The sequence below is a fragment of the Xanthomonas hawaiiensis genome (assembly GCF_031834635.1).
GTDB classification, from domain to species: Bacteria; Pseudomonadota; Gammaproteobacteria; order Xanthomonadales; family Xanthomonadaceae; genus Xanthomonas_A; species Xanthomonas_A sacchari.
Window position 1 is genome coordinate 405,131 of the sequence record NZ_CP115873.1, and the last position, 22,428, is coordinate 427,558.

Below are 22,428 nucleotides of genomic sequence, written 5' to 3' on the forward strand. Positions count from 1 at the left end.
CCTTACGGCAACGTCAGCGCGATCGGATTGGCCTTCATGCTGGCGCTGATCGCCGGGAACGGATCCACGCCGGACATGGTGATGACGTCGTTGATCGACACCACGTCGCAGTTGATGGTGCTGTCGTTGACGCACATGTAGGCGGCCGCGCCGTTGCCCGGCTCGTACACCGCCTTCCACACGTAGTTCGGGACCTGCACGTTGTCGGCGCCGATGCTGCTGCGCGTGCCGCTGTCGAAGGCCGGGCCGGTGACCACGTAGACCTCGCCGCGCTGCTTGGCCAGCTGGCGCACCTGCTCTTCGATCCGCGCCCACTCGCCGGTGTTGAGCTTGTGGTCCTGCGGGACCACGTTGGCCATCGAGAAGGTTTCCTTCTCCGAGTTGGTGGTCGAGGCGTCGCCGGCCGGGGTCATGTGGCCGCGGTCGTAGCCGGAGTTGGTGTAGTCGGAGGTGTGCGAGCGGTCGGCGGCGGGGATGCCGGTCTCGTCGTGGAAGGAGCCGACGCGGCCGATCGATTCGGCGCCGGCGACCTGCTGATCGGTGATGTGCTCGGCCGAGTACAGCGGACCCTTGGTCACGCCCGAGGCCATCAGCACGTATTCGGTATGGCAGACCTCGGTGGTGCGGCTGGTGATCGACGCATCGAGCGTCGGCGCCTTGCCGCCGGCGTAGAGCGTGGGGCAGCTGGTGGCGGCGCTGGCCGCCTGGGCGGCGAACAGCGCAAGCAGGGCAAGACAACCGCGCAGGGAGACGGACATTGCAGGAACCTCGGGGGTGGTCGATGGAGGTGAAGAAACTGGCCAGGTTCGATGTCGGTCAGGTGACCGCTGGATGTGCTGCCAATGGCAACTGCGCCGCGGGTCACGCTTGGCGGTAGACGCCGCGCGGCGACGGATCAATCGCATGCGATAAGCGTTCTCATTTACAATGCGCGACCGCCCCCGTCCCGCACCGCGCCGCCGTGATCAAGTCGCTGTTGTTCCAGTTGCATTGGCTGCTCGGCATCAGCGCCGGTCTGGTGCTGTCGGTGATGGGGCTGAGCGGGGCCACGCTCGCCTTCGAGGACGAGATCGTGCGCCTGGCCAATCCGCCGCTGGCGGCCATCGCCGCGCGCCATGCCGCCGGCGAGCAGCCCTTGCCGCTGGCCGAGCTGGCGCGGCGCCTGGACCTGGACGGCGCGCACCGCAGCAACCGCCTGTTGATCGATCCCACCGGCACGCGGCCGTCCGCGGTGCGCCTGCCGGGCCGCGACGGCGGCCGCCTGTACTTCGACCCCTACACCGGCGCGGTGCTGCCGGCGCCGCGCCTGGACGGCTTCTTCTCCTTCGTCGAGGACCTGCACCGGCGCCTGGCCGCCGGCGAGCGCGGCAAGGCGGTCACCGGGGCTTGCGCCTTCGTGCTGATCTTCTTCTGCCTGTCCGGTCTGTACCTGCGCTGGCCGCGGCGCTGGTGGAGCTGGCGCGCCTGGTGGGCGGTGGAGTGGAACCGGCAGGGACGCAGCTTCCTGTGGAGCCTGCATTCGGTGATCGGCACCTGGTGCCTGCTGGTGTACCTGCTGATCGCCGCGACCGGCCTCTACTGGTCCTACGACTGGTACCGGCAGGGGCTGGTGACGATGCTCGGCGGCGATGCCGCGCCCAAGGAGAAGGAGGGCGGTCGCGGCGGCAAGCCGCCGGCGGTGGACTACGCGCGGCTGCAGGCGGCCCTGGCGACCGTGCCGGCCGCGCAGCGCGCCTACCTGGACCTGCGCCTGCCCGGGCGCAGCGGCCAACCGATCGTGGCCCGTTACCTGCCGCCCGATCCGGCGCACGACCGCGCCTACGACAGCGTGGAGGTCGATCCGGCCAGCGGCCGCGTCCTGCGCCACCTGGCGTATCGGCAGCAGCCGCTGGGCCGGCGCCTGCTGACCAGCATGTTCGCGCTGCACAGCGGCAGCTTCTTCGGCCTGCCCGGGCGCGTGGCGATGCTGTTGGCGAGCCTGTGCATGTCGCTGTTCTTCGTCACCGGCTGGATGCTGTACCTGGATCGCCGGCGCAAGAAGCGCGCCTTGCGCGCGGCGCGGCGCGCGCTGCCGGGACTGGTCGGCGATGCCGCCGGCGCCTGGCTGGTCGGCTTCGCCAGCCAGAGCGGCCTGGCCGAGCGCCTGGCCTGGCAGACCGCCGCGCACCTGCAGGCCGTCGGCCTGGCGGTGGAGGTGCGTTCGCTGGCGCAACTGGAGCTGGCGCACCTGCGCGGCGCGCAGCGCGTGCTGTTCGTGGTCAGCACCTTCGGCGACGGCGAACCGCCGGACGCGGCGCGCGGTTTCGTCCGGCGCGTGCTGCGCCAGGCGCAGGCCCTGCCGGAGCTGCGCTACGCCATGCTCGGTCTGGGCGACCGGCAGTATCCGCAGTTCTGCGGCTTCTCCCGCGAGGTGCAGCGCTGGCTGGATGCGCAGGGCGCGCAGGCGCTGTTCCCGCCACTGGAAGTGGACAACGCCGATCCGCAGGCGCTGGCGCAGTGGCAATGGCAACTGTCCGCGCTTACCGGCGTGGCGGCGTCGGCGCCGGTGCTGCAGGCGCCGGAACCGCTGGACTGGCGCCTGGCCGGCCGCGTCCTGCTCAATCCCGGCAGCGCCGGCGCGCCGGTGTGGCGCATCGATCTGGTGCCGCCGCCGCAGGCGCACTGGCATGCCGGCGACATCCTGGAAGTGCAGCCCTGCCACGCCGCCGCCGCGATCCGCGCCTGGCTCGCCGCGCAGGCGCTGGACGCCGAGCAGACCGTGCAGGCCGATGGCGTGCGGCAGCCGCTGTGGCAGGCGCTGGCATCGCGCGCGCTGACGCCGCCGGTGCAGGGCGAGGACCTGCAGGCTTGGGTGGATACGCTGCCGACCCTGCCGCTGCGCGAGTACTCGATCGCCTCGGTGCCAACCGACGGCCTGCTGCACCTGGTCGTGCGCCTGATGCTGCGCGACGACGGCAGTCCCGGGCTCGGCGCCGGCTGGCTGTGCCAGCACGCGCCGCTGGGCGCGGTACTGCGCGCACAGGTGCGCGCCAACCCGGGGTTCCGCCGGCATGGCGCTGCGCCGATGCTGCTGATCGGCAACGGCACCGGCATCGCCGGCCTGCGCAGCCTGCTGCGCGAGGCCGAGCAGGCCGGCGTGCAGGGACACTGGTTGCTGTTCGGCGAGCGCAATGCGGCGCACGATGCGCTGTTCGGCGACGAACTGCAGGCGTGGCAGGCCGCCGGCCATCTGCAGCGCCTGGATCTGCTGTTCTCGCGCGACCAGGCGCACAAGCGCTACGTGCAGGACGGGCTGCGCGAATCCGCCGACGCGGTGCGCGACTGGGTCGCGCGCGGGGCTACCGTGTACGTGTGCGGCAGCCTGCAGGGCATGGCGCGCGGCGTGGATACCGCATTGCGCGAGATCCTCGGCGAGGACGCGCTGGATGCACTCAGCGCCGAGGGGCGCTATCGGCGCGATGTGTATTGAGGGGATGCGCCGATCGCGGCGCGATCAGGGGATCCTGCGTGCTTCCGTCGATCGCCGCAGCACATCATGTGCCGGCCGCAGATCCACGACGTCTGGGCGCCTCCTGTCCATGGATCAACCGGACGCGCCGTGCCTCGTAGGAGCGGCTTCAGCCGCGACCGCCACCCGGCAAGGCACGTTGCGGCTGTTCCTGCAAAAGGGCGAGACGCGCTCCTGCACGACAACGGCGTGTCCCGCTGAAGTGCGGTAGAGCGAGCTATCAGAGGAAACCTTCGGTCGCGGCAGGCGAACAGACGGTGCGTCCAGGTGCCATGCGTCGGGACTGAAGTCCCTCCCACAACGGCTTTCTGGTCCCACTGCTGTGTGTCGGCATGGCAGCGGACCGGACCTGTCTCGCGTGGCCGCGCAACCCGCCTACAGGCAGTCGCTGCTTCCGGTCGCCGCCGGCGCCTTGATCCGGTACAGGTCGCGCTTGCCGGCCCTGGGCGCGCGGGCGCTGCCGGACAGCAGCAGTTCGCTGGGCTTGGATGCGTCCAGCACGGCACCGGCGGTGTGGCCGTCGCGGCTGTTGAACGACAGCGGCAGCGGCTGCGGGTCCGCGTAGCGGCCGCCGGCGCATTGCGCCAGCAGCACCTGGCTGCTCGCACTGCCATGCGCACGCGCGAACAGCAGCGCGCGGCCGTCGCCCAGCCATGCCGCATCGGTCTCGTCGTCGGCGCTGTTGACCGCGGCCAGCGCCTCTGGCTGCGCGAACGCCTGATCCTGCAGGCGGGCCACGAACAGGTCCAGGCCGCCGGCGCCGCCATGGCCGTCGCTGGCGAACAGCAGCCGCGTGCCGTCCAGCGACAGCGCCGGCGCGCGCTCGTTGCCCGGCGAATTCACTGACGCGCCCAGGTTCTGCGGTGTGCCGTAGCCGCCATCGGCCAGCACCGGCGCGCGGTACAGGTCGCTGCCGCCGTGGCCGCCGGGACGATCGGAGGCGAAGTACAGCCAGCGTCCGTCGGCGCTGAAGAACGGGTCGCTGTCCAGGTTCGGCGAGTTCAGCGGCGCCGGCAGCGGCTGCGGATCGCTCCAGCGGCCGTCGCGCAGCAGCGCCTGCCAGAGATCGCCGCCGCCGGGCCCGCCGGCGCGGTCGGGACTGGCCCAGACGATGCGCTGGCCGTCTGCCGACACGCTGGCGCGGGTCTCGTCGGCAGCGGTCGACACCACGCCCATGCCCTCGATGCCGAATTCGGAAAGCGCGAACGCACACGGCGCGCAGAGTAAACTCGCGGCCAGCGCGAGCGGCAGGGCAGGGGTCCGCATGAGGGATTCCATGGAATGTCGCCGCCAGTCTAAAACAACCAACGAGCGCTCCATGCCCAACTCCCGTTTTGCCGTGTTCGGCCATCCCGTCGCCCATTCGCTGTCGCCGCGCATCCACGCCGCCTTCGCCAAGCAGGCCGGAATCGCCCTGCAGTACGAGGCCATCGACGTCCAGGCCGACGGGTTCGCCGCGGCGCTGGCCGCCTTCGCCGCCGACGGTGGTGTCGGCGCCAACGTGACCCTGCCGCTGAAGGAAGCCGCGTTCGCACTCAGCGTGGTGCACAGCGCACGCGCGCAGTCGGCCGGTGCGGTCAACACGCTCAGCTACCGCGACGGCCAGTGGCACGGCGACAACACCGACGGTGCCGGCCTGGTGCGCGACCTGACCGACCGCAACGGCCTGGACCTGCGCGGCCGCCGCGCGCTGCTGCTGGGCGCCGGCGGCGCCGCGCGCGGCGTGGCGCCGGCGCTGCTGGACGCCGGCGTGCAGCAATTGGTGGTGGTCAACCGGGCGCCGGAACGCGCCGATGCGCTGGTCGATGCACTGGGCGAGCCGGCACGCGCGATCTCGCGCTACTGGGAGGACCTGCGCGAGCTGGGCGATTTCGAACTGATCGTCAACGCCACCACCATCGGCCGCGATCCGGCAGCGAGCTTCACGTTGCCGCTGTCGCTGATCAACAGCATGACCCTGGCGGTGGACCTGAACTACGGCGAGGTGGCGATCGCGTTCCTGGCCTGGGCGCGCGCGGCGCACTGCCGCGACACCGTGGACGGCCTGGGCATGCTGGTGGAACAGGCCGCCGAGAGCTTCGAGGCATGGCATGGCGTGCGCCCGGACACCGGTCCGGTGTATGCCGCGCTGCGCGAGCGCGATGCGGTCCTGGTCAGCGCCGACTGACGCCTGCGTCTTCATCGAGAGGAATGACTGCGTGGACACTGGACTTGCGATGCAATTGTTGACGACCCTGCTGTTCCAGCTGCCAGTCGTGGTGGTGTACGTGGTGGGCATGGCGCTGCTGGCCTCGCGGCGCCCCGGCCGGCCGCGCACGCTGGGCCTGTGCGGGTTGAGCCTCATGCTGGTGGTGATGCTGCTGGGCACCGCGCTGTCGATGTTGCCGATGTGGGTGATGTCGCGCGGCGCCAGCCTGTCCCAGTTCACCATGTGGCTGGGCGTGCTGCGCGCGGTTCTCAGCCTGATGCTGACGGTGGGCGTGCTGCTGGTGGTCCTGGCGCTGCGCTTCGCCCTGCCGCCGCGCGTGGCGCCGCCGCACTGACCACGCCAACGGGCCTGGCCCAGGGAGGACGCGATGCTGGCGGTGGAATTTCACCCGCTTCTGGACGTAAGCGCGCTGACCGGCGCGCTCGGCCTGCTGGCGCGCCTGTTGCTGCCGCTGATCGCCTTGCTGCTGCTCCCGCGGCTGGCGCCTGGCCAAGCGCGCACGCTGGCCCGGCTCGGGCTGACGGTGTTGCTGATGGACGCGATCCTGCCGCGGCTGTTGAACGGGATCCTGGGCTCGGTGGCGCTGCTGTCTCCGCAGTTCCGCGGCGTCCATCCGGATGCCTCCGCGCTGGTGCATCTGCTGGACGACGCGCTGTACGTGGCCGGCCTGGCGTTGCTGCTGCGCGCGCTGTGGCTGGCGCTGCCGCGCAAGGCCGCGCCGCAGCCGCCGTAACGCGGCGCGCAGCACCGTTCAGTTCCCGCGTTTCAGTCCCTGCGACGGGACGTGAGAAAATGCCGGGATGACCGATTCCGCTTCGCCGTCGACGCCGCCCGCGTCCGGCCCGTCCCCGCGTCAGCTCACCGAACCGGTCAAGCTGGCGATCCGCGATGCCTACGCCAAGCTGCAGGCCAACACGCCGGGCTTCCGCGTGCGCCGTGCGCAGAGCCAGATGATCGGCGTGGTCTCGCGTGCGCTGGGCACGTCCGGCGGCGTGGGCGTGGCCGAAGCCCCTACCGGCGTCGGCAAGAGCCTGGGCTATCTGACCGCCGGCGTGCCGATCGCCCTGGCCAGCAAGAAGAAGCTGGTGATCAGCACCGGCACGGTGGCGCTGCAGTCGCAGCTGGTCGAGCGCGACATCCCGGCCTTCCTCAAGGCCACCGGGCTGGAGGCCACGGTGGCGCTGGCCAAGGGCCGCACCCGTTATCTGTGTACGCGCAACGTCGCCGAGCTGCATGGCGAGGCCGCGCAGGACAGCATGTTCGAGGACGAGGCGCCGCTGTATGACCGTCCGCTGAGCCCGGCCGAGGCCGAGCAGGCGCGGGCGCTGGCCAAGGCCTACGCCGACAGGACCTGGAACGGCGACCTGGATGCGGCGCCGGAGCCGGTGCCGCCGTCGCTGCGCGCGCGCATCACCACCAATGCCGCCGGCTGCGCCGGGCGCCGCTGTTCGTTCGCGGTGCAGTGCCCGGTGCTGAAGGCGCGCAGCGAGGTGCGCGACGCGCAGATCGTGGTCACCAACCATGCCCTGCTGCTGTCGGCGCTGTCGCTGGGCGACAGCGACAACGGTCAGCCGCTGATCGCGCCGCCGTCGGACATGCTGCTGGTGCTCGACGAGGGCCACCACATCGCCGGCGTGGCCATCGACCAGGGCGCGGCGAACCTGCCGCTGGACGAGATGGCGCGGCGCACCGGCCGCCTGCAGGCGCTGGTCGGCGCCGCCTACCGGCTCGCCGACAAGGACCGCATCGGCAATCAGTTGCCCAACGAGGCGGTCGAACTGGCCGCGCGGGTGGCCAAGGGCCTGAAGGCGTTCCGCGCCGAGATCGAACGGGTGTGGGTGCCGGAGCCGGGCCAGGACGAACCGATGTGGCGCGCGCCCAATGGCCGCCTGCCCGAGGACTGGAGGCCGCTGATCGATGCGCAGGCGCAGGACACCGGGGCGCTGCTGAACTGGGTGCAGGCCGCGCACCAGATGGCGGCCAAGTCCAAGCAGGAGGATGCGGCCAAGGAGCGCCTGCAGCGCAACCTGGGCATGGCCCTGGAGATGGTCGAGCAGCAGTACGCGCTGTGGCTGGGCTGGCGCCGCGAGGACCAGGACGGGCAGCCGCCGATGGCGCGCTGGATCACTGCCTCGCGCGATGCCGATCTGATCTGCCATTGCTCGCCGGTGTCGGCCGCGCAGGTGCTGCGCTCGCTGCTGTGGAGCGAAGTGGACGCGGCGGTGCTGACCTCGGCCACGCTCACCGGCGGCGGCGATTTCCAGGCGCTGGCGATCGACAACGGCCTGCCCGCGCATGCGGAGATGGTGTCGCTGTCCTCGCCGTTCGATCTGCCCAACCAGGCCGAGCTGATCGTGCCGGCATTCCCGGTGGCGCCGGACGACCGCGAGGGCCATCCGCGCGAAGTGGCGCGCTACCTGGTGCGCGAACTGGACTGGGGCAAGGGCTCGATCGTGCTGTTCACTTCGCGCTGGAAGATGCTCAAGGTGGCCGACCTGCTGCCGATCGCGCAGCGCAACCGCGTGCTGGTGCAGGGCGACGGTTCCAAGTCGCAGATGATCGGCGAGCACATGCGCCGCATCGCCGCCGGCGAAGGCTCGGTGCTGTTCGGCCTCAACTCCTTCGGCGAGGGCCTGGACCTGCCGGGCGAGGCCTGCACCACCGTGGTCATCACCCAGGTGCCGTTCGCGGTGCCCACCGATCCGCAGACCGCCACGCTCGGCGAATGGTTCGAAAGCCGCGGCCTCAACGCCTTCAACCTGATCGCGGTGCCGCACGCGCTGCGCACCCTGACCCAGTTCGCCGGCCGCCTGATCCGCACCGCCGACGACCACGGCCGCGTGATCATTCTCGATTCGCGGCTGCTGACCAAGCGCTACGGCAAGCGCATCATCGACGCGCTGCCGCCGTTCAAGCGGGTGATCGGCCAGCGGGTGTGACGTCCGTTGGGCTGCCGATGTGACGCCGTGCGCCAAGCTGGCATCGCATGGGGGGGAACCCGTCTGCGCGCGGACACGCCGTTCGCGCTGGTCTAGTATCGCGGGCGACAGGGGGAAACATCATCATGCGAATCGCCACACGCTGGGCGTTCGGAGCGGCGTTGTGCGTGCTGACCAGCATCGCCGCGGCGGGTCCGATCGGTGCACCGACAGACGACGCTGCCGCGGCAGCGCCGGCCAATCCGGCCTATCGCACGCAACTGCTGCAGTTGATCAGCGACGACGCGCAGGCACGCGCCGATCTCAAGCGGGACTACTCGCCGCAGCGGCTGCAGCACGACACCGTATCGCTGCGCGCGTATGCACGCGAGGTGCGCATGGCGCAGAAGCAAAGCCAGGAGCGCCTGACCGATCTGATCCGGCGCCAGGGCTTTCCCGATGCGCAGGCGGTCGGCGCCGAGACGGCGCACGCGGTGTTCCTGATCGCCCAGCGCATCAACGCGCCTGACTTTCGCGCCGACTTCCAGCGCGGCATCGATGCGGCCGTGCAGCGCGCCGCCTACAGCCAGGCCGATCAGGCACTGTTCGCCGATCGCAGCCGCGCGCTGAGCGCCAAGCGCTAGCGTCCGCCATCACGGCGATACGCGCGGTGCATCGAGCCGCGCTGCGCTTGCGTCCGCATCGTCAGGTGTCGCTGCTGCCGATGGCACGCGCGCGTCTACATTTTGCGGCCGATCTGCAGCTGCATCGTCGTCGAGTGACGCAGCGACGACGCTGCAGCTGCAACGGAGTGCGCGCTCCACCAGCGGTCGCGATCACAGTGCATGGGCGCGATTGGCCGCGTCGATGGCATCGATCGCAAGGAACGAATGTTCTGCGCGTCGCACTGCCGCCATGCTTCAGCTCCCTTCACACGAGCCGACGCCATGCGCCCTGGATCCCTGTTGTTGCTTGCCCTGTTGTCGCCTTCCCTGATCCTGTCGGCCAGCGCCGCGCAGTCCACGCTCACCCGCGACAACGGTGCACCGGTGGGCGACAACCAGAACTCGCAGACCGCCGGACCCAACGGCCCGACGCTGTTGCAGGACGTGCAACTGATCCAGAAGCTGCAGCGCTTCGACCGCGAGCGCATTCCCGAGCGCGTGGTGCACGCGCGCGGCACCGGCGTGCATGGCGAGTTCACCGCCACCGCCGACATCTCCGAGCTGAGCAAGGCCAAGGTGTTCGCGCCGGGCACCACCACGCCGGTGTTCGTGCGCTTTTCCTCGGTGGTGCACGGCAACCATTCGCCGGAGACGCTGCGCGACCCGCACGGCTTCGCCACCAAGTTCTACACCAGCGAAGGCAACTGGGACTTGGTGGGCAACAATTTCCCGACCTTCTTCATCCGCGATGCGATCAAGTTCCCGGACATGGTGCACGCGTTCAAGCCGGACCCGCGCACCAACCTGGATGACGATGCGCGCCGCTTCGACTTCTTCTCGCACGTGCCCGAGGCCACCCGCACGCTGACCCTGCTGTACTCCAACGAAGGCACGCCGGCCGGCTACCGCTTCATGGACGGCAATGGCGTGCATGCCTACAAGCTGGTCAACGCGCAGGGCCAGGTGCACTACGTCAAGTTCCACTGGAAGAGCCTGCAGGGCCTCAAGAACCTGGATCCGCAGCAGGTGGTGGCGGTGCAGGGCAAGGACTACAGCCACCTGACCAACGACCTGGTCGGCGCGATCAAGCGCGGCGACTATCCGAAGTGGGATCTGTACATCCAGGTGCTCGCCCCCGAGGATCTGGCCAAGTTCGACTTCGATCCGCTGGATGCCACCAAGATCTGGCCGGGCGTGCCCGAGCGCAAGATCGGGCAGATGGTGCTGAACAAGAACGTGGACAACTTCTTCCAGGAAACCGAACAGGTGGCGATGGCGCCGGCCAATCTGGTGCCGGGCATCGAGCCGTCGGAAGACCGCCTGCTGCAGGGGCGCATCTTTTCCTACGCCGACACCCAGCTGTACCGCGTCGGCACCAACGGCCTGAGCCTGCCGGTGAACCGGCCGCGCGTGGCGGTGAACAACGGCAACCAGGACGGCGCGATGAATGCCGGCAGCACCAGCAGCGGCGTGAACTACGAGCCGAGCCGGCTCAGCCCGCGGCCGCAGGATCCGAACGCGCGCTACAGCCAGTTGCTGCTTTCCGGCACCACCCAGCAGGCCAGGATCGCACGCGAGCAGAACTTCAAGCAGGCCGGCGAACTGTTCCGCAGCTACAGCAAGAAGGAGCAGCAGGACCTGATCCAGAGCTTCGGCGAATCGCTGGCCGGCACCGACGACGCGAGCAAGCACATCATGCTCTCGTTCCTGTACAAGGCCGATCCGGCCTACGGCAGCGGCGTGGCGCGGGTGGCCAAGGGCGACCTGGCGCGGGTCAAGCAACTGGCTGCGCAACTGCAGGATTGATGCGTCCCACGCGCGGCCCGGCGGCGCTGTCGCCGCGCCGCGCACTTTCTTGCGGAGATTTCCTATGCGTCGTGTTGTTCTCTTTCTTCTCGGCCTCGCGGTCAGCGCCACCGCCGTCGCCGCACCGGCCGCACCTGCGGCGCCCGATCCGGCCGCGGTGCAGGCGCAGTTGCGCACCTATTTCTTCGATGCCGCGCGGCAGGGCCGCCAGGACATGCTGGCCGAGTTCATCCGTGCCCATTACGACCTCGATACCCGCGACGACAAGGGCTACACCGCGCTGATCCTGGCCGCCTACCACGGCCAGCAGGCGGCGGTGGAACAGTTGCTGCGCGCCGGTGCCGACCCCTGCGCGCAGGACAAGCGGGGCAACACCGCGCTGATGGGCGCGATCTTCAAGGGCGAACTGAGCATCGCCAAGCGGCTGATGCAGGCCGATTGCGCGCCGGACCAGCGCAACAACGCCGGGCAGACCGCGGCGATGTACGCGGCGCTGTTCCAGCGCACCGAGGTGCTGAAGGACCTCGCCGCCAAGGGCGCCGACCTGCAGGCCAGGGATGCGCAGGGCAACGACGTGGCCCGGCTGCAGCGCGGCGAGTTCGCGACCGCACCGGCGCGCTGAGCGGCCCGGCCTGCCTCCGGGGCGGCCGCCGGGCACCGCCATCGCACGGTGCGTGGATCGCAGGCCCCGGATCGGCGAAAATGCCCGGGTGGCCGGTCCCTCCGGCCCGCCGTGGCCCGTGCCGCTGCCGTTTCCGCTTCGGCGGGCGGTGGCGCATCCGGGCCGCGTGCTGCCCTGTCGGCATCGTGCCGGCGCTCTGCCGCGGCTCGCCGTCGCCCATCCCGGATCTGTCTTGAACGCCACTGCCCCCGTTTCTCCCGACGACCTGCCCCAGGCCGAGCGCCTGCGCATCGCCCTGGACCTGCTCGAGACCATCGCCGCCGATCGGCGCGTGCTCGATACCTTGCCGGAGGCCGAGCGGGTGCGCCTGCTGCAGGTGGTCGCCCAGGTCTTCAACCCCGAACCCAAGGCGCGGCGCAAGCTGCTCAAGGAGCAGGCGCGCGAGCGCCACCAGGAGAAGGTGCGCAAGGCCGAGGCACTGCTGGCGCAGACCGGTATCCGCGCGCTGCGGCGCAAGCCGGTGTTCAGCACGCCCAACTATTTCCCGCCGCACACGCCGGAAGCGCTGATCCACGCGCAGGCCGCGGCAGCCGAGCCGGCGGCGCACTCGCCCGAACTGCGCCACTGCTACGTGTGCAAGCAGAAGTACACCGAGCTGCATCACTTCTACGACCAGATGTGCCCGCCCTGCGCGGAGTTGAACTACTTCAAGCGCACCGAGACCGCCGACCTGCGCGGCCGCGTGGCGCTGCTCACCGGCGGCCGGGTCAAGATCGGCTACCAGGCCGGGCTCAAGCTGCTGCGCGCCGGCGCCGAACTGATCGTGACTACGCGCTTCCCGCGCGATTCGGCGGCGCGCTACGCGCAGGAGCCGGATTTCGCCGAGTGGGGCCACCGCCTGCAGGTGTACGGGCTGGACCTGCGCCACACGCCGAGCGTCGAGGCGTTCTGCAGCGAACTGCTGGCGACCCGCACGCGCCTGGATTTCATCGTCAACAACGCCTGCCAGACCGTGCGCCGGCCGCCGCAGTTCTACGCGCACATGCTGGCCGGCGAGACCGTCGCGCTGCACGACCTGCCCGAGCACGTGCGCCGGCTGGTGGGCCAGTACGAAGGCCTGCGCGGCCCCGACCTGCTGCCGGCTGGCGGCAACACGCTGACCGCGGGGGCGGGCCAGGGGCGCAACGGTGCCGATGGCCTGCTGCGCGCCGCGGAGCTGTCGCAGGTGCCGCTGCTGGCCGACGATCTGCTCGCCCAGCAGCACCTGTTCCCGGAAGGGCGCCTGGACCAGGACCTGCAGCAGGTGGACCTGCGCGGGCGCAACTCCTGGCGCCTGTTGCTGGACGAAGTGTCCTCGGTGGAACTGCTGGAGACGCAACTGGTCAACGCGGTCGCGCCGTTCGTGCTCAACGCGCGGCTCAAGCCGCTGATGCTGCGCACGCCCGAGCGCGACAAGCACATCGTCAACGTGTCGGCGATGGAGGGGCAGTTCTACCGCAACTTCAAGACCACCCGGCATCCGCACACCAACATGGCCAAGGCCGCGTTGAACATGATGACCCGCACCTCGGCGGCCGACTACCAGAACGACGGCATCCACATGAACAGCGTGGACACCGGCTGGGTCACCGACGAGGATCCGGCCGAGATCGCCGCGCGCAAGGTGGAGGAGGAGCGCTTCCATCCGCCGCTGGACATCGTCGACGGCGCCGCGCGCATCGTCGATCCGATCATCCACGGCTTCAACACCGGCGAGCACGTGTGGGGCCAGTTCCTGAAGGACTACGCGCCGACGGACTGGTGAGAGGTGGCGCGGGAGTGGACTGCACCAACGCGTCCGCTTCCATGTTCCGACGATCGCCGCGGCCATGCCGGCGTCGTCGTCGTGCGTGCGGATGTCAGTCGCCGACGACCGCACGCTGCATGGTACCGCTGTAACCCCAGGCGAATTGATGCCACTGATCGGTCGGGGGAACGTCAAGATTGTTCACCGTGCGCTGCCAGTAGACGATCATCTCGTCATTGGAGGTCCGTGCCAGCGTGAACGACGACGACTCGACCCAGACGCCATCCTCATCGCGTCCCGAGGTGGTGCTGTAAATGAGCGCGTGTGGGCCGGAATTGCGCATGCGGAACTGCCCCGGCTTCATTTCCTGCCACGCTCCCCTGACCAGGTTGTAGACGCGCACGTGCCAGCGCGAAACCACGAAGCGAAAACGCATGGGGAAGCCTGCGCTCTCCACGTAGTGCGGCGCGTTGAATCCGTCGAGTACGCCTTCCCACCTGCCTTGAAAGTCGAATCTGGCATCGATCGCGTGGTCCAGGACGGGGCGTGGCCGATATGTGTAGAGCGGCGCGGTCAGGGTGGCGCAGGAGGTCGTCAGCAGGCACAACGCAAGCGCAACGGTCCAGGGTTTGCAGGCTTTCATGGCACATGGCATCCGATTCGATCGGCCAGCAGCCGGTTCGACATGGTTGGTAGGTAAGAGACGCATCCGGATCGGGAAGATCGGGCGATGCGCTAGAGGTGTTGCTCGACGGCGCTCAACGGGATGGATCGGAGGCGGCGGTCGCTTCGCCTTGGTCGCGTTCGCGGCCCCAGAACTCCACCAGGATGGTCATCATGGTCCACACGATCAGCGTCGGCTGCACCTTGTCCGGCAGCAGGTCGTGACCCTTGAGCATCGCGTCGATCATCTTCGGCAGCAGCAGCGCCACCGCCAGGGTGTAGATCGCGTAAGCCACCCGGTGCCGGCTGCTGGAAATGAACAGGATCGAGATGACCAGGCTGGCGAGCACGCCCAGGACCACACCGAACTGCCAGGTGTCGAGGCGTTCGGTGCCGGTGAGCACCAGGCCCAGGACGGCGCCGAAGAACATGTTCAGGCCGTTGAGATTGGCCTGGTACTCGTCCTTGGTCATGCGGCCGAGGCCGACCTTGCCGAACACGTTCCATCCCTTGCGCATGCTCGCTCCCCTTCGTAGTGCCGCATCCTGGCGTCGCCCCGCCTTCCGCTGGCCGCACGCCTCCCCGGGTCCACTTTAGCGAAGATCGCGCGTGTTCGCCGCCTGCCTGTCCGTGTCGCACGCCGCTTGGCGCTGCGCCACGGCGCGGGAACCGCGTCCGCTAGCCCAGGGTCTGCAATTCGCCGCGCGGGCCGTCTGGCGTCAGATACAGATGCCCGACGCCGATCGGCAGGCGGAAGCGGCGCGGCCCGGCGCTGCCCGGGTTAAGGTAGAGCACGCCGTCGCGGATCTCCAGCAAGGGCATGTGCGAGTGGCCGCTGATCACCACGTCCACGCCGTCGGCGGCGTGGTCCAGTGTCTTCAGGTCGTGGCGCACGTGCAGGCGCACGCCCTCGATGTCCAGGTCCAGGGTCTCGGGCAGCGCCTGCGCCCACGGTGCGGTGTCGATGTTGCCGCGGATCGCGTGCAGCGGCGCCAGTTCCCGCAGTGCGTCGAGCACGTCCGGTTTGCCGATGTCGCCGGCATGCACGATCGCAGCGCAGCCGCGCAAGGCCGCCAGCGCTTCGGGGCGCAGCAGGCCATGGGTGTCGGCGATCACGCCGAGATGCAGCGGTCGAACGGGACGCATCGGTGGCGCTTCCTGGTGCGTGACAGCGTGCAGGCTACCCGCTCGGCAGTGGTGGTGCCGTCGCGACCGGCGCGTGCGTGCCATGGTCCTTGCAGGCGATGGCGCCAGCGTGCCGAGTGCGGAGACATGATCGGCGTGCATCGCGCTGCAGCCGATCTTGCGCTGGCGACCGTGTCGAGCGCGACAGTGGCCGACCGAGCATTAACCCGCACGTAGCGACGCGCAGTCCCGAAGCGTCATGCGCACGCGTCGTGTTGTACCGTTGCCACGCGCGCTGCCCACGCTGTCGCACCGCATCGCAAGGCGGCGCCGTTTCTTCTCCAGCAGACTTCGACCGATGACCGCTCCCGCACCAACCCAAGCCGCCGCCGATGCCGCGCCGCACGGCGCCGCCGCCGTGTTCCGCGTGGTCACCGGCAACTTCCTGGAGATGTACGACTTCATGGTCTACGGCTTCTATGCCACGGCCATCGGCCATGCGTTCTTCCCGGCGAAAAGCGCGTTCGCCTCGCTGATGCTGTCGCTGGCCACGTTCGGCGCCGGCTTCCTGATGCGGCCGATCGGCGCGCTGGTGCTGGGCGGCTACATCGACCGGCACGGGCGCCGCAAGGGCCTGATCTTGACCCTTGGGCTGATGTCGGCCGGCGTGCTGCTGATCGCCTTCGTCCCCGGCTACGGCACCATCGGCGTGCTGGCGCCGGTGCTGGTGCTGCTCGGTCGCCTGTTGCAGGGCTTCTCCGCCGGTGCCGAGCTGGGCGGCGTGTCGGTGTACCTGGCCGAAATCGCCACGCCGGGCCGGCGCGGTTTCTACGTGGCCTGGCAGTCGGCCAGCCAGCAGGTGGCGGTGGTGTTCGCCGCCGCGCTCGGCGTCGCCCTGCATGCGCTGCTTTCCGACAGCACGATGGACAGCTGGGGCTGGCGCGTGCCGTTCGCCATCGGCAGCCTGATCGTGCCGCTGATCTTCCTGATCCGCCGCTCGCTGCAGGAAACCCCCGAGTTCGCCGCGCGCCAGGCGCCGGACCTGGCCGGCATCGCGCGCTCGCTGCGCGCCAATGTCGGCTTGATCCTGGCCGGCGTGGGCATGGTGATGATGACCACCGTGTCGTTCTACCTGATCACCGCCTACATGCCGACCTACGGCCGGACCGAACTGCACCTGAGCGAGCTGGACAGCCTGGTGGTGACCGGCTGCATCGGCCTGTCCAACTTCGTGTGGCTGCCGGTGATGGGCGCGCTGAGCGACCGCATCGGCCGCAAGCCGCTGCTGGTGTTCGCCAGCGTGGCGATGCTGCTGACGGTGTGGCCGGCGCTGCAGTGGCTGGTCGACGCGCCCTCGTTCGGGCGGCTGTTGCTGGTCGGCGAGTGGCTGTCGCTGCTGTACGGCGCCTACAACGGCGCGATGGTGGTGGCGCTGACCGAGGTGATGCCCGCCGAGGTGCGCACCACCGGCTTCTCGCTGGCCTACAGCCTGGCCACCGCCACGATGGGCGGCTTCACTCCGGCGGTGTCCACCTGGCTGATCCACACCACGCACAGCCGCGCCGCGCCGGCGCTGTGGCTGTCGCTGGCGGCGCTGATCGGCCTGGTCTGCACCTGGCTGCTGTTCCGCCGCCAGCGCGGCGCCGGCACGTTCCAGGCCGCCTGAGCGCGGCACTGCGTGGGGGCGGGGCAGGGCGGCGGCAGTCCGCCGCGCCCTGCGCAACGCGCGTCGGTCTAACCCAGATCCAGCGCGGCGGTCAGGTCGCCCGGCACCACGTCGCTGGCGGCGTGCATCGCGCGTTCGCGTTCGACCAGGCCCGGCAGCGGCTCCAGGCCGAAGCGGCGGGTGATGAAGCGCAGGATCGAGCCGGTGTCGTAGACGCTGTGGTCGACGTGGCCGCGCTTGGCGTGCGGCGACACCACCAGCGCCGGGATGCGCGAACCCGGACCCCAGCGGTCGGCCTTGGGCGGCGCCACGTGATCCCACCAGCCGCCGTTCTCGTCGAAGGTGATGAACACGACGGTCTTCTCCCACAGCGGGCTGTTGCGCAGCGCCTCCACCACCATCGCGATGTGGCGATCGCCGGCGGCCACGTCGGAGTAGCCGGCGTGCATGTTGAGGTTGCCCTGCGGCTTGTAGAACGTCACCGGCGGCAACGTGCCGGCCTGCACGTCGGCGAGGAAGCGGTTCTGCGGGGCGCTGTCGCCCAGGCCGCCGTCGCGCAGGCGGCGCGCCCGCGCCGGCGTGCCGGGGGCGAGGTTGGCGAAGTAGTTGAACGGCTGGTGGTGGATCTGGAAGTTGGGGCTGCCCGGGAACTCGCTGGTGTCGCCGGTGTCGCCCTTGCCCTGCACCGCCAGCGCCCAGCCGCCGGCGTACCAGGCCCAGTCCACGCCTTTGGCGTCGAGCGCATCGCCGATATGGCGGTGGGTCTGCGCCGGCAGCGTGTTGGGGCTGTTGGGGTCGGCGTAATCCGGGCGCGTCGGGTCTTGGCTGGTGCTGGGCTGGAACGGCGGACTCATCGTGTTGATCGCCCAGAAATCCGGGGTCAGCGCGCCGTTGCGCACGAAGCGCGGCCGGCCGTTGAGCGCGGTGCCCGGCGAATCGTCCTGCACCGCCAGGCGGATCTCGTCCGGGCGGTTGCTGGCCAGCACGCTGATCTGCGTCCGCCCCGGGCTGCTGTCGGCCTTGGGGTAATACGGCGCCTGCGCGGCGACCAGGTACTGGTGGTTGAGGAACGAGCCGCCGAACGCACCCATGAAGAAGTTGTCGCACAGCGTGTACTCGCGGGCCAGGCTCCACAGCCGCAGCGTGGCCGGCGCATCGGCGTAGTGGCCCATCACCAGGCCGCCGGCGTCGCTCCACGCGGCGAAACCGTCGTTGCGGCCGCCGTTGATCTGCATCTGGTTCTCGTAGAAGCGATGTACCAGGTCGCGGGTCACGACGCCGTGCGGCAGCAACTGGCCGTCCGGCGTGCGCAGCGCGAACGGCGCGTTGGGCAGCGGCCCGATCGCGTCCTCGCCGATCTTGTAGCGGCGGTGCGCCACCACCTGTTCGTCCGGCGCCAGCCCGCCCCAGATCGGCGGCAGGATGTCGAGCACGCTGCCGTCGCGGTCCACCTGCCGCGCCTGCGCCGGCGTCACCTTGGACAGCGGTTGCTGCAGCCCGGGGAACTCGGGAAACAAGTTGTTGAAGCTGCGGTTCTCGGCGTAGATCACCACCACGTGCTCGATCTTCTGCCGCAGTTGCCGATCCAGTTCCGTCGGCGACAGCGCACGCGCCGGCGCGCGCTTGGCGCTCTCGGCGTGGGCTTCGGCGGGGCCGCCGAGCGCCAGGGCGCTGCCGGCCAGCGCCAGGCCGCCGAGCAGGCGCCGGCGTTGCGGGTTGTCGGGGGTGGTGTCGGTGTCGGCAGGCGTGGTGGACGCGGGATCCTGGGGCGGCTTCTTCACGGGGTCATCGGGGCGAGGGAAAGGCACCCGCCAGTGTGGGCCGCGTGAATGACAAGTCAAAGCCAGCCGGTCCCGGTGCCGGGTAGGCGTTCAGCGGCCGTATCGCAGGCCGCGCTCCGGTGACGCTGGATGACGCTGCGTCAGGCGGTGAACGAGGCCGGGCCGACTTCAGCGGCGTACCCGCGCTGCCGAATACCTGTTCGCACAGCACCACATAGTCGCCCGAGCCGTCGCGCGCGGCCGCACCGCTGGCGATGGCGGCGCTCAGCGCCGGGCCGAGCCGCGCCTCGCCCAGGCGCGCGGCCAGTTCCGTCAGTTGCGTCTGGAACCGCTGCTGCATGTCGGCGATCTGCTGGGCATCGTGCCCGAGCCAGGCATAGCCCTTGTCGTTGTAGGCGGCGGCACCGTGCAAGGTGTCGGCCAAGTCGCGCTGCGGGTCCTGCGGATCGGTGGGCATCGTGGCGTGAGGGATCGGGGTGGATGGCGCCGCAGATCAGGCAGCGGGCTTTCCGGCGCCATCCGCGCCCTCGGCATCGCCCAGCGCGTGCTGCACGTACAGGCGCTTGACCAGCACGTACAGCACCACGGTGAGCGGCGCCGCCAGCACCACGCCCATCGGCCCGAACAGCACGCCGATGCCGAACAGCGAGAACAGCAGCAGCGCGGGCGGCAGGTCCACCGCGCGCGCCTGGATCAGCGGCTGCAGCACATGGCCCTCCAACTGCTGAAGCACCACGAACAGCAACAGCGCGCCCAGCGCCACCTGCGGGCTGACCGTGAAGCCCAGCAGGATCGCCGGCACCGCGGCCACGATCGGGCCGACGATGGGAATGAAGTCCAGCAGCGCGGTCAGCAGGCCGATGCCCAGCGCCACCGGCACGCCCAGCAGCCACAGGCCGATGCCGGTCAGGGTGCCGATCACCGCCATCGCCAGCAACTGGCCGGTCAACCACGCGCGCAGCGCCTGGCCGCTGGCGGTCAGCGCCTCGTCGGCGACGCCGCGCCGGTCGCGCGGCAGCAGGTGCAGCAGCCCCTGCCGATACAGCCGCGGCTGCGCGGCCAGGTACAGCCCGCCGACCATCATCAACACCGCATCGGTGACGCCGCCACCGGCCGACAGCACGATGGCGCCGGCATGCGTGGCCAGGGTCGAGGCGCCGTCGCGCAACTGGTCGGGGATGCGCTCGATCTGCGGCCCCAGCGGGCCGGACTGCAGCCAGGCATGGAACTTGTTCCAGGCCGCCGGCAGGGTGGCGCGGAAAGTGTCGATCTGCGCGGCGACCTCGGCGCCGAACAGCAGCACGATCGCCGACAGCGCCAGCACCAGTACCAGGATCACCAGTGCCAGCGCCGCCCACTCCGGCAGCGGCAACCACTTGCGCAACAGCGTGGCCAGCCCGTGCAGCAGCACGCCCACCACCACTGCGCCGAACACGATCAGCAGCAGTTCCGACAACTGCCAGGCCAGCAGCGCCAGCGCACCCAGCGCCATGACGACCAGGACCCGCGCCGTGAACGCGCGCAGGGGCGAGGGGGAACCAGGGACGGAGGCATTCATCGGTGGCGCGGTTCCCGAGCAGGACAATGAGCGCGGACAGTAGTGGCAGGGCGGTGCAGGGCGGGCGAAGATCGTGCGCCGCCCGTCGGGGGTGCATATCCACCTGTCGGTAAGCGTGGGCGATGCCGGCGCGCGCCCGCACGCGTGGCGGGTCTTGATGCGTGTTGGTCGGGTTCAAGCGGCAACGGCCAACGCCGGGCGCTACTGCCCGGCGGGCGGCTGCCAGAGTTCCACCTTGTTGCCTTCCGGGTCGATGACCCAGGCGAAGGCGCCGTATTCGGATTCGTCGATGCGGTCCAGCACGTGGCAGCCTTCCTCGCGTAGCGCCGCGACCAGCGCGTGCAGATCGTGCACCCGGTAATTGATCATGAAAGGCGCCGTGCCGGGGGAGAAGTGCGGCTCCTGCGCCGCCGCACCGATCGACCAGACGGTGGAGCCGGTCACCGGTGCGCCGCTGCCGTCGTTCCAGGCGAAGGCGGTGCCGCCCCAGGCCTGCACGTCGATGCCGAGATGCCGCTGGTACCAGGCCTGCAGCGCGGCCGGATCCTGTGCCTTGAAGAAGATGCCGCCAATCCCGGTGACGCGTTTCATGGAGCCTCCGCTGGTCAGATGGTGGGCTGGCCGGGCAGCGGCTCGTACCCGTCGCCGCGGCCGCTCAGCCAGCGCAGTCTACGCTTGCCGGCCTCGCCCAGGTACGCGGCGGCGGCCAGGAGCAGGGGATGCCGCAGGTCCGCGTCGGTCATCCTCCGCGCGTGCCCGTCCACCTCGATATTCAGGAAATGCGCCTGGTCCGCCTCGTCGTCGTAGCTGCGTGCCAGCACCCGATCGCGGCCGTCGCTGAAGCGATAGAGGGTGTAGGCGTAGTAGTAACCGTTCTCGTCGTCGGGTTCGCTGGCGTCTACGTGGTGGGTGATGTCGACGTGCATGCGTTTCGTTTCGTTGGGCCGCGTCAGCGCAATAGGGTTCTGTCCGTTTTTAGCGGCGCAGAAGCGGGGCTGGGATCAGCCAATGCGGATGTCGGCGGTGCGTAGGGATCTTCGGGATGCATAGGACTGCCGTGTCAAAGGTGATTCAAGTTTCGCCGAATTAAGCCGTCAGCTGGCGAGCGGCATTGCCATCTGCTTAGGCGCCTTCGAGGGAGCATCCAGCTTCGACATCCACATGCCGCATCGCTTGTCGCTGACGGCCCAGTCGTCCCCCTTCCTGGTGAGTACGACGATGCCGCCATTCCCGCACAGCATTCCACATTGGAAGGAGTAGGCGAACGCCGCCGTCTGGTGGCTGGCATCGAAGGTCACGGCGGTCAGCGTCATCAATCCGGCAGCCATGCCTTGTTCCACCGCCTGCTCCACAGGATGTCCCTGGCTGATCAGCTCCCCGGGGTCCTGCGGTGTCCAGCGCTTTGGATCGACCAGGCGCACGTATGGCAGTTCGCCGATCGCCGGGCCGAGATCGGCGACGGGCGTGGTCGCACTCCATGTGGACCCACCGTCGGTACATCCCTTCAACGCGTCCAGTTGTTCGGCATTGATCGCCTCAGCCTCGCGGCTGACGTTGATGGGCGGTCCGTCCTTGCCGGCATAGACATCCAGAAACGCCCGGTACGGCGCAGCCGCTTCATTTTCTTCGGCGCGGACAGCGCCGGGGGCGGCTGCGACAATCGTGCTCATCATGCCGACGAGCATGGCGACTCGCGTTTTCATCACCACTTCTATGTCCTGGATCCCCGTCCTGGGTGGATCATGCCAGAGCGAAACGGCATGCGATACCGCGTGGTGCGTATGGCTGGCAGCCAGCCAGTGGCTTGACTGTCATGTACAAGGGAGCAACAAAGTGTGGCGCCTTGCCTTCGGCCCCCAGGCGGTGAGCCTGGTTGTCAGTCTCCCTCACGCAGGCCCTTGATGGCCTGGGTGACGCGCTGACCGGTTTTCCTATCCACATTGCGTCCGAGAGACGGCAACCGCCTGTTGAGCAGGCCCGGGGCGGTCCACCGCACCTGTTCGGCGAGCTGCGCGATGAAATCGCGCCCTTGCCCGCGATAATGAGCGGTTTCCTCTTCGTCCAAAGACGGTGTAGGCGTCGCAATGCCGTCCGCGTCGTCGGGCTCGCTGGCGTCCAGGT

At 69.8% G+C, this 22,428-nt stretch carries 21 protein-coding genes; 10 read left to right on the plus strand and 11 right to left on the minus strand.

Annotated features, from left to right (window positions below; translation table 11 throughout):
- Positions 1–2: 2 nt before the first annotated feature.
- Positions 3–758, minus strand: coding sequence for a DNA/RNA non-specific endonuclease (locus tag PG878_RS01805; protein WP_209030507.1), 756 nt, complete (start codon positions 756–758; stop codon positions 3–5).
- A 203-nt stretch (positions 759–961) separates the two neighbouring features.
- On the opposite strand from PG878_RS01805, the gene PG878_RS01810 reads away from it, so the two are divergent.
- A complete protein-coding gene (locus PG878_RS01810; RefSeq protein WP_209030508.1) occupies positions 962–3,469 on the plus strand; it encodes a PepSY domain-containing protein in 2,508 nt (835 codons plus the stop codon).
- Between the two features lie 414 nt (positions 3,470–3,883).
- Here the strand turns inward: PG878_RS01810 and PG878_RS01815 are convergent, their stop codons facing one another.
- Positions 3,884–4,774, minus strand: a complete 891-nt coding sequence (locus PG878_RS01815) for a TolB family protein (protein WP_209030509.1) — start codon at positions 4,772–4,774, stop codon at positions 3,884–3,886.
- Positions 4,775–4,826: 52 nt separating this feature from the next.
- Here PG878_RS01815 and aroE point away from each other — a divergent pair, with 52 nt between their 5' ends.
- The 8 genes from aroE (at position 4,827) to PG878_RS01855 (ending at position 13,532) form a co-directional block, all read left to right on the plus strand.
- Positions 4,827–5,675, plus strand: a complete 849-nt coding sequence (aroE, locus tag PG878_RS01820) for a shikimate dehydrogenase (protein WP_209030510.1) — start codon at positions 4,827–4,829, stop codon at positions 5,673–5,675.
- Positions 5,676–5,724: 49 nt separating this feature from the next.
- Positions 5,725–6,051, plus strand: coding sequence for a hypothetical protein (locus tag PG878_RS01825; protein ID WP_209030511.1), 327 nt, complete (start codon positions 5,725–5,727; stop codon positions 6,049–6,051).
- Between the two features lie 33 nt (positions 6,052–6,084).
- Positions 6,085–6,450, plus strand: a complete 366-nt coding sequence (locus tag PG878_RS01830; RefSeq protein WP_209030512.1) for a hypothetical protein — start codon at positions 6,085–6,087, stop codon at positions 6,448–6,450.
- A 67-nt stretch (positions 6,451–6,517) separates the two neighbouring features.
- The gene (dinG, locus tag PG878_RS01835; RefSeq protein ID WP_209030513.1) at positions 6,518–8,656 is read left to right on the plus strand and encodes an ATP-dependent DNA helicase DinG; all 2,139 of its coding nucleotides are present in this window, start codon (positions 6,518–6,520) and stop codon (positions 8,654–8,656) included.
- Between the two features lie 125 nt (positions 8,657–8,781).
- Positions 8,782–9,279 carry a hypothetical protein gene (locus PG878_RS01840; RefSeq protein ID WP_244663778.1) on the plus strand — a complete coding sequence of 166 codons (498 nt, stop codon included), beginning with the start codon at positions 8,782–8,784 and terminating at the stop codon, positions 9,277–9,279.
- Between the two features lie 303 nt (positions 9,280–9,582).
- Positions 9,583–11,106: a catalase KatB gene (katB, locus tag PG878_RS01845; protein WP_209030514.1), complete on the plus strand. Its 1,524-nt coding sequence runs from the start codon at positions 9,583–9,585 to the stop codon at positions 11,104–11,106.
- A gap of 64 nt (positions 11,107–11,170) precedes the next feature.
- Positions 11,171–11,728, plus strand: a complete 558-nt coding sequence (locus tag PG878_RS01850; protein WP_209030515.1) for an ankyrin repeat domain-containing protein — start codon at positions 11,171–11,173, stop codon at positions 11,726–11,728.
- 232 nt (positions 11,729–11,960) lie between these two features.
- A complete protein-coding gene (locus PG878_RS01855) occupies positions 11,961–13,532 on the plus strand; it encodes an SDR family NAD(P)-dependent oxidoreductase (protein WP_209030516.1) in 1,572 nt (523 codons plus the stop codon).
- Between the two features lie 94 nt (positions 13,533–13,626).
- On the opposite strand, the gene PG878_RS01860 is transcribed toward PG878_RS01855, so the two are convergent.
- The 3 genes from PG878_RS01860 to PG878_RS01870 all read right to left on the minus strand — a co-directional run bounded on the left by PG878_RS01860 (position 13,627) and on the right by PG878_RS01870 (position 15,323).
- Complete coding sequence (locus PG878_RS01860) at positions 13,627–14,157, minus strand: hypothetical protein (RefSeq protein ID WP_244672544.1); 531 nt, start codon at positions 14,155–14,157, stop codon at positions 13,627–13,629.
- Positions 14,158–14,272: 115 nt separating this feature from the next.
- Positions 14,273–14,695, minus strand: coding sequence for a hypothetical protein (locus PG878_RS01865; protein ID WP_209030517.1), 423 nt, complete (start codon positions 14,693–14,695; stop codon positions 14,273–14,275).
- A 160-nt stretch (positions 14,696–14,855) separates the two neighbouring features.
- Positions 14,856–15,323 (minus strand): metallophosphoesterase family protein, encoded by a 468-nt coding sequence (locus tag PG878_RS01870; RefSeq protein WP_209030518.1) that lies wholly within the window; start codon positions 15,321–15,323, stop codon positions 14,856–14,858.
- A 337-nt stretch (positions 15,324–15,660) separates the two neighbouring features.
- Here PG878_RS01870 and tcuC point away from each other — a divergent pair, with 337 nt between their 5' ends.
- Positions 15,661–16,968 carry an MFS transporter gene (tcuC, locus tag PG878_RS01875; RefSeq protein WP_209030519.1) on the plus strand — a complete coding sequence of 436 codons (1,308 nt, stop codon included), beginning with the start codon at positions 15,661–15,663 and terminating at the stop codon, positions 16,966–16,968.
- Between the two features lie 68 nt (positions 16,969–17,036).
- Here tcuC and acpA read toward each other — a convergent pair whose 3' ends face one another.
- From acpA to PG878_RS01905, 6 genes are all read right to left on the minus strand, one after another.
- Complete coding sequence (acpA, locus tag PG878_RS01880) at positions 17,037–18,749, minus strand: acid phosphatase (protein ID WP_209030520.1); 1,713 nt, start codon at positions 18,747–18,749, stop codon at positions 17,037–17,039.
- Positions 18,750–18,753: 4 nt separating this feature from the next.
- Positions 18,754–19,206, minus strand: coding sequence for a hypothetical protein (locus PG878_RS01885; protein ID WP_244672545.1), 453 nt, complete (start codon positions 19,204–19,206; stop codon positions 18,754–18,756).
- A gap of 36 nt (positions 19,207–19,242) precedes the next feature.
- Positions 19,243–20,241 (minus strand): AI-2E family transporter, encoded by a 999-nt coding sequence (locus PG878_RS01890; protein ID WP_017907681.1) that lies wholly within the window; start codon positions 20,239–20,241, stop codon positions 19,243–19,245.
- A gap of 267 nt (positions 20,242–20,508) precedes the next feature.
- Positions 20,509–20,898, minus strand: a complete 390-nt coding sequence (locus PG878_RS01895) for a VOC family protein (protein WP_017907682.1) — start codon at positions 20,896–20,898, stop codon at positions 20,509–20,511.
- Positions 20,899–20,912: 14 nt separating this feature from the next.
- Positions 20,913–21,233 carry a hypothetical protein gene (locus PG878_RS01900; RefSeq protein ID WP_209030521.1) on the minus strand — a complete coding sequence of 107 codons (321 nt, stop codon included), beginning with the start codon at positions 21,231–21,233 and terminating at the stop codon, positions 20,913–20,915.
- Between the two features lie 168 nt (positions 21,234–21,401).
- Complete coding sequence (locus PG878_RS01905) at positions 21,402–22,010, minus strand: hypothetical protein (RefSeq protein ID WP_209030522.1); 609 nt, start codon at positions 22,008–22,010, stop codon at positions 21,402–21,404.
- Positions 22,011–22,428 lie beyond the last annotated feature (418 nt).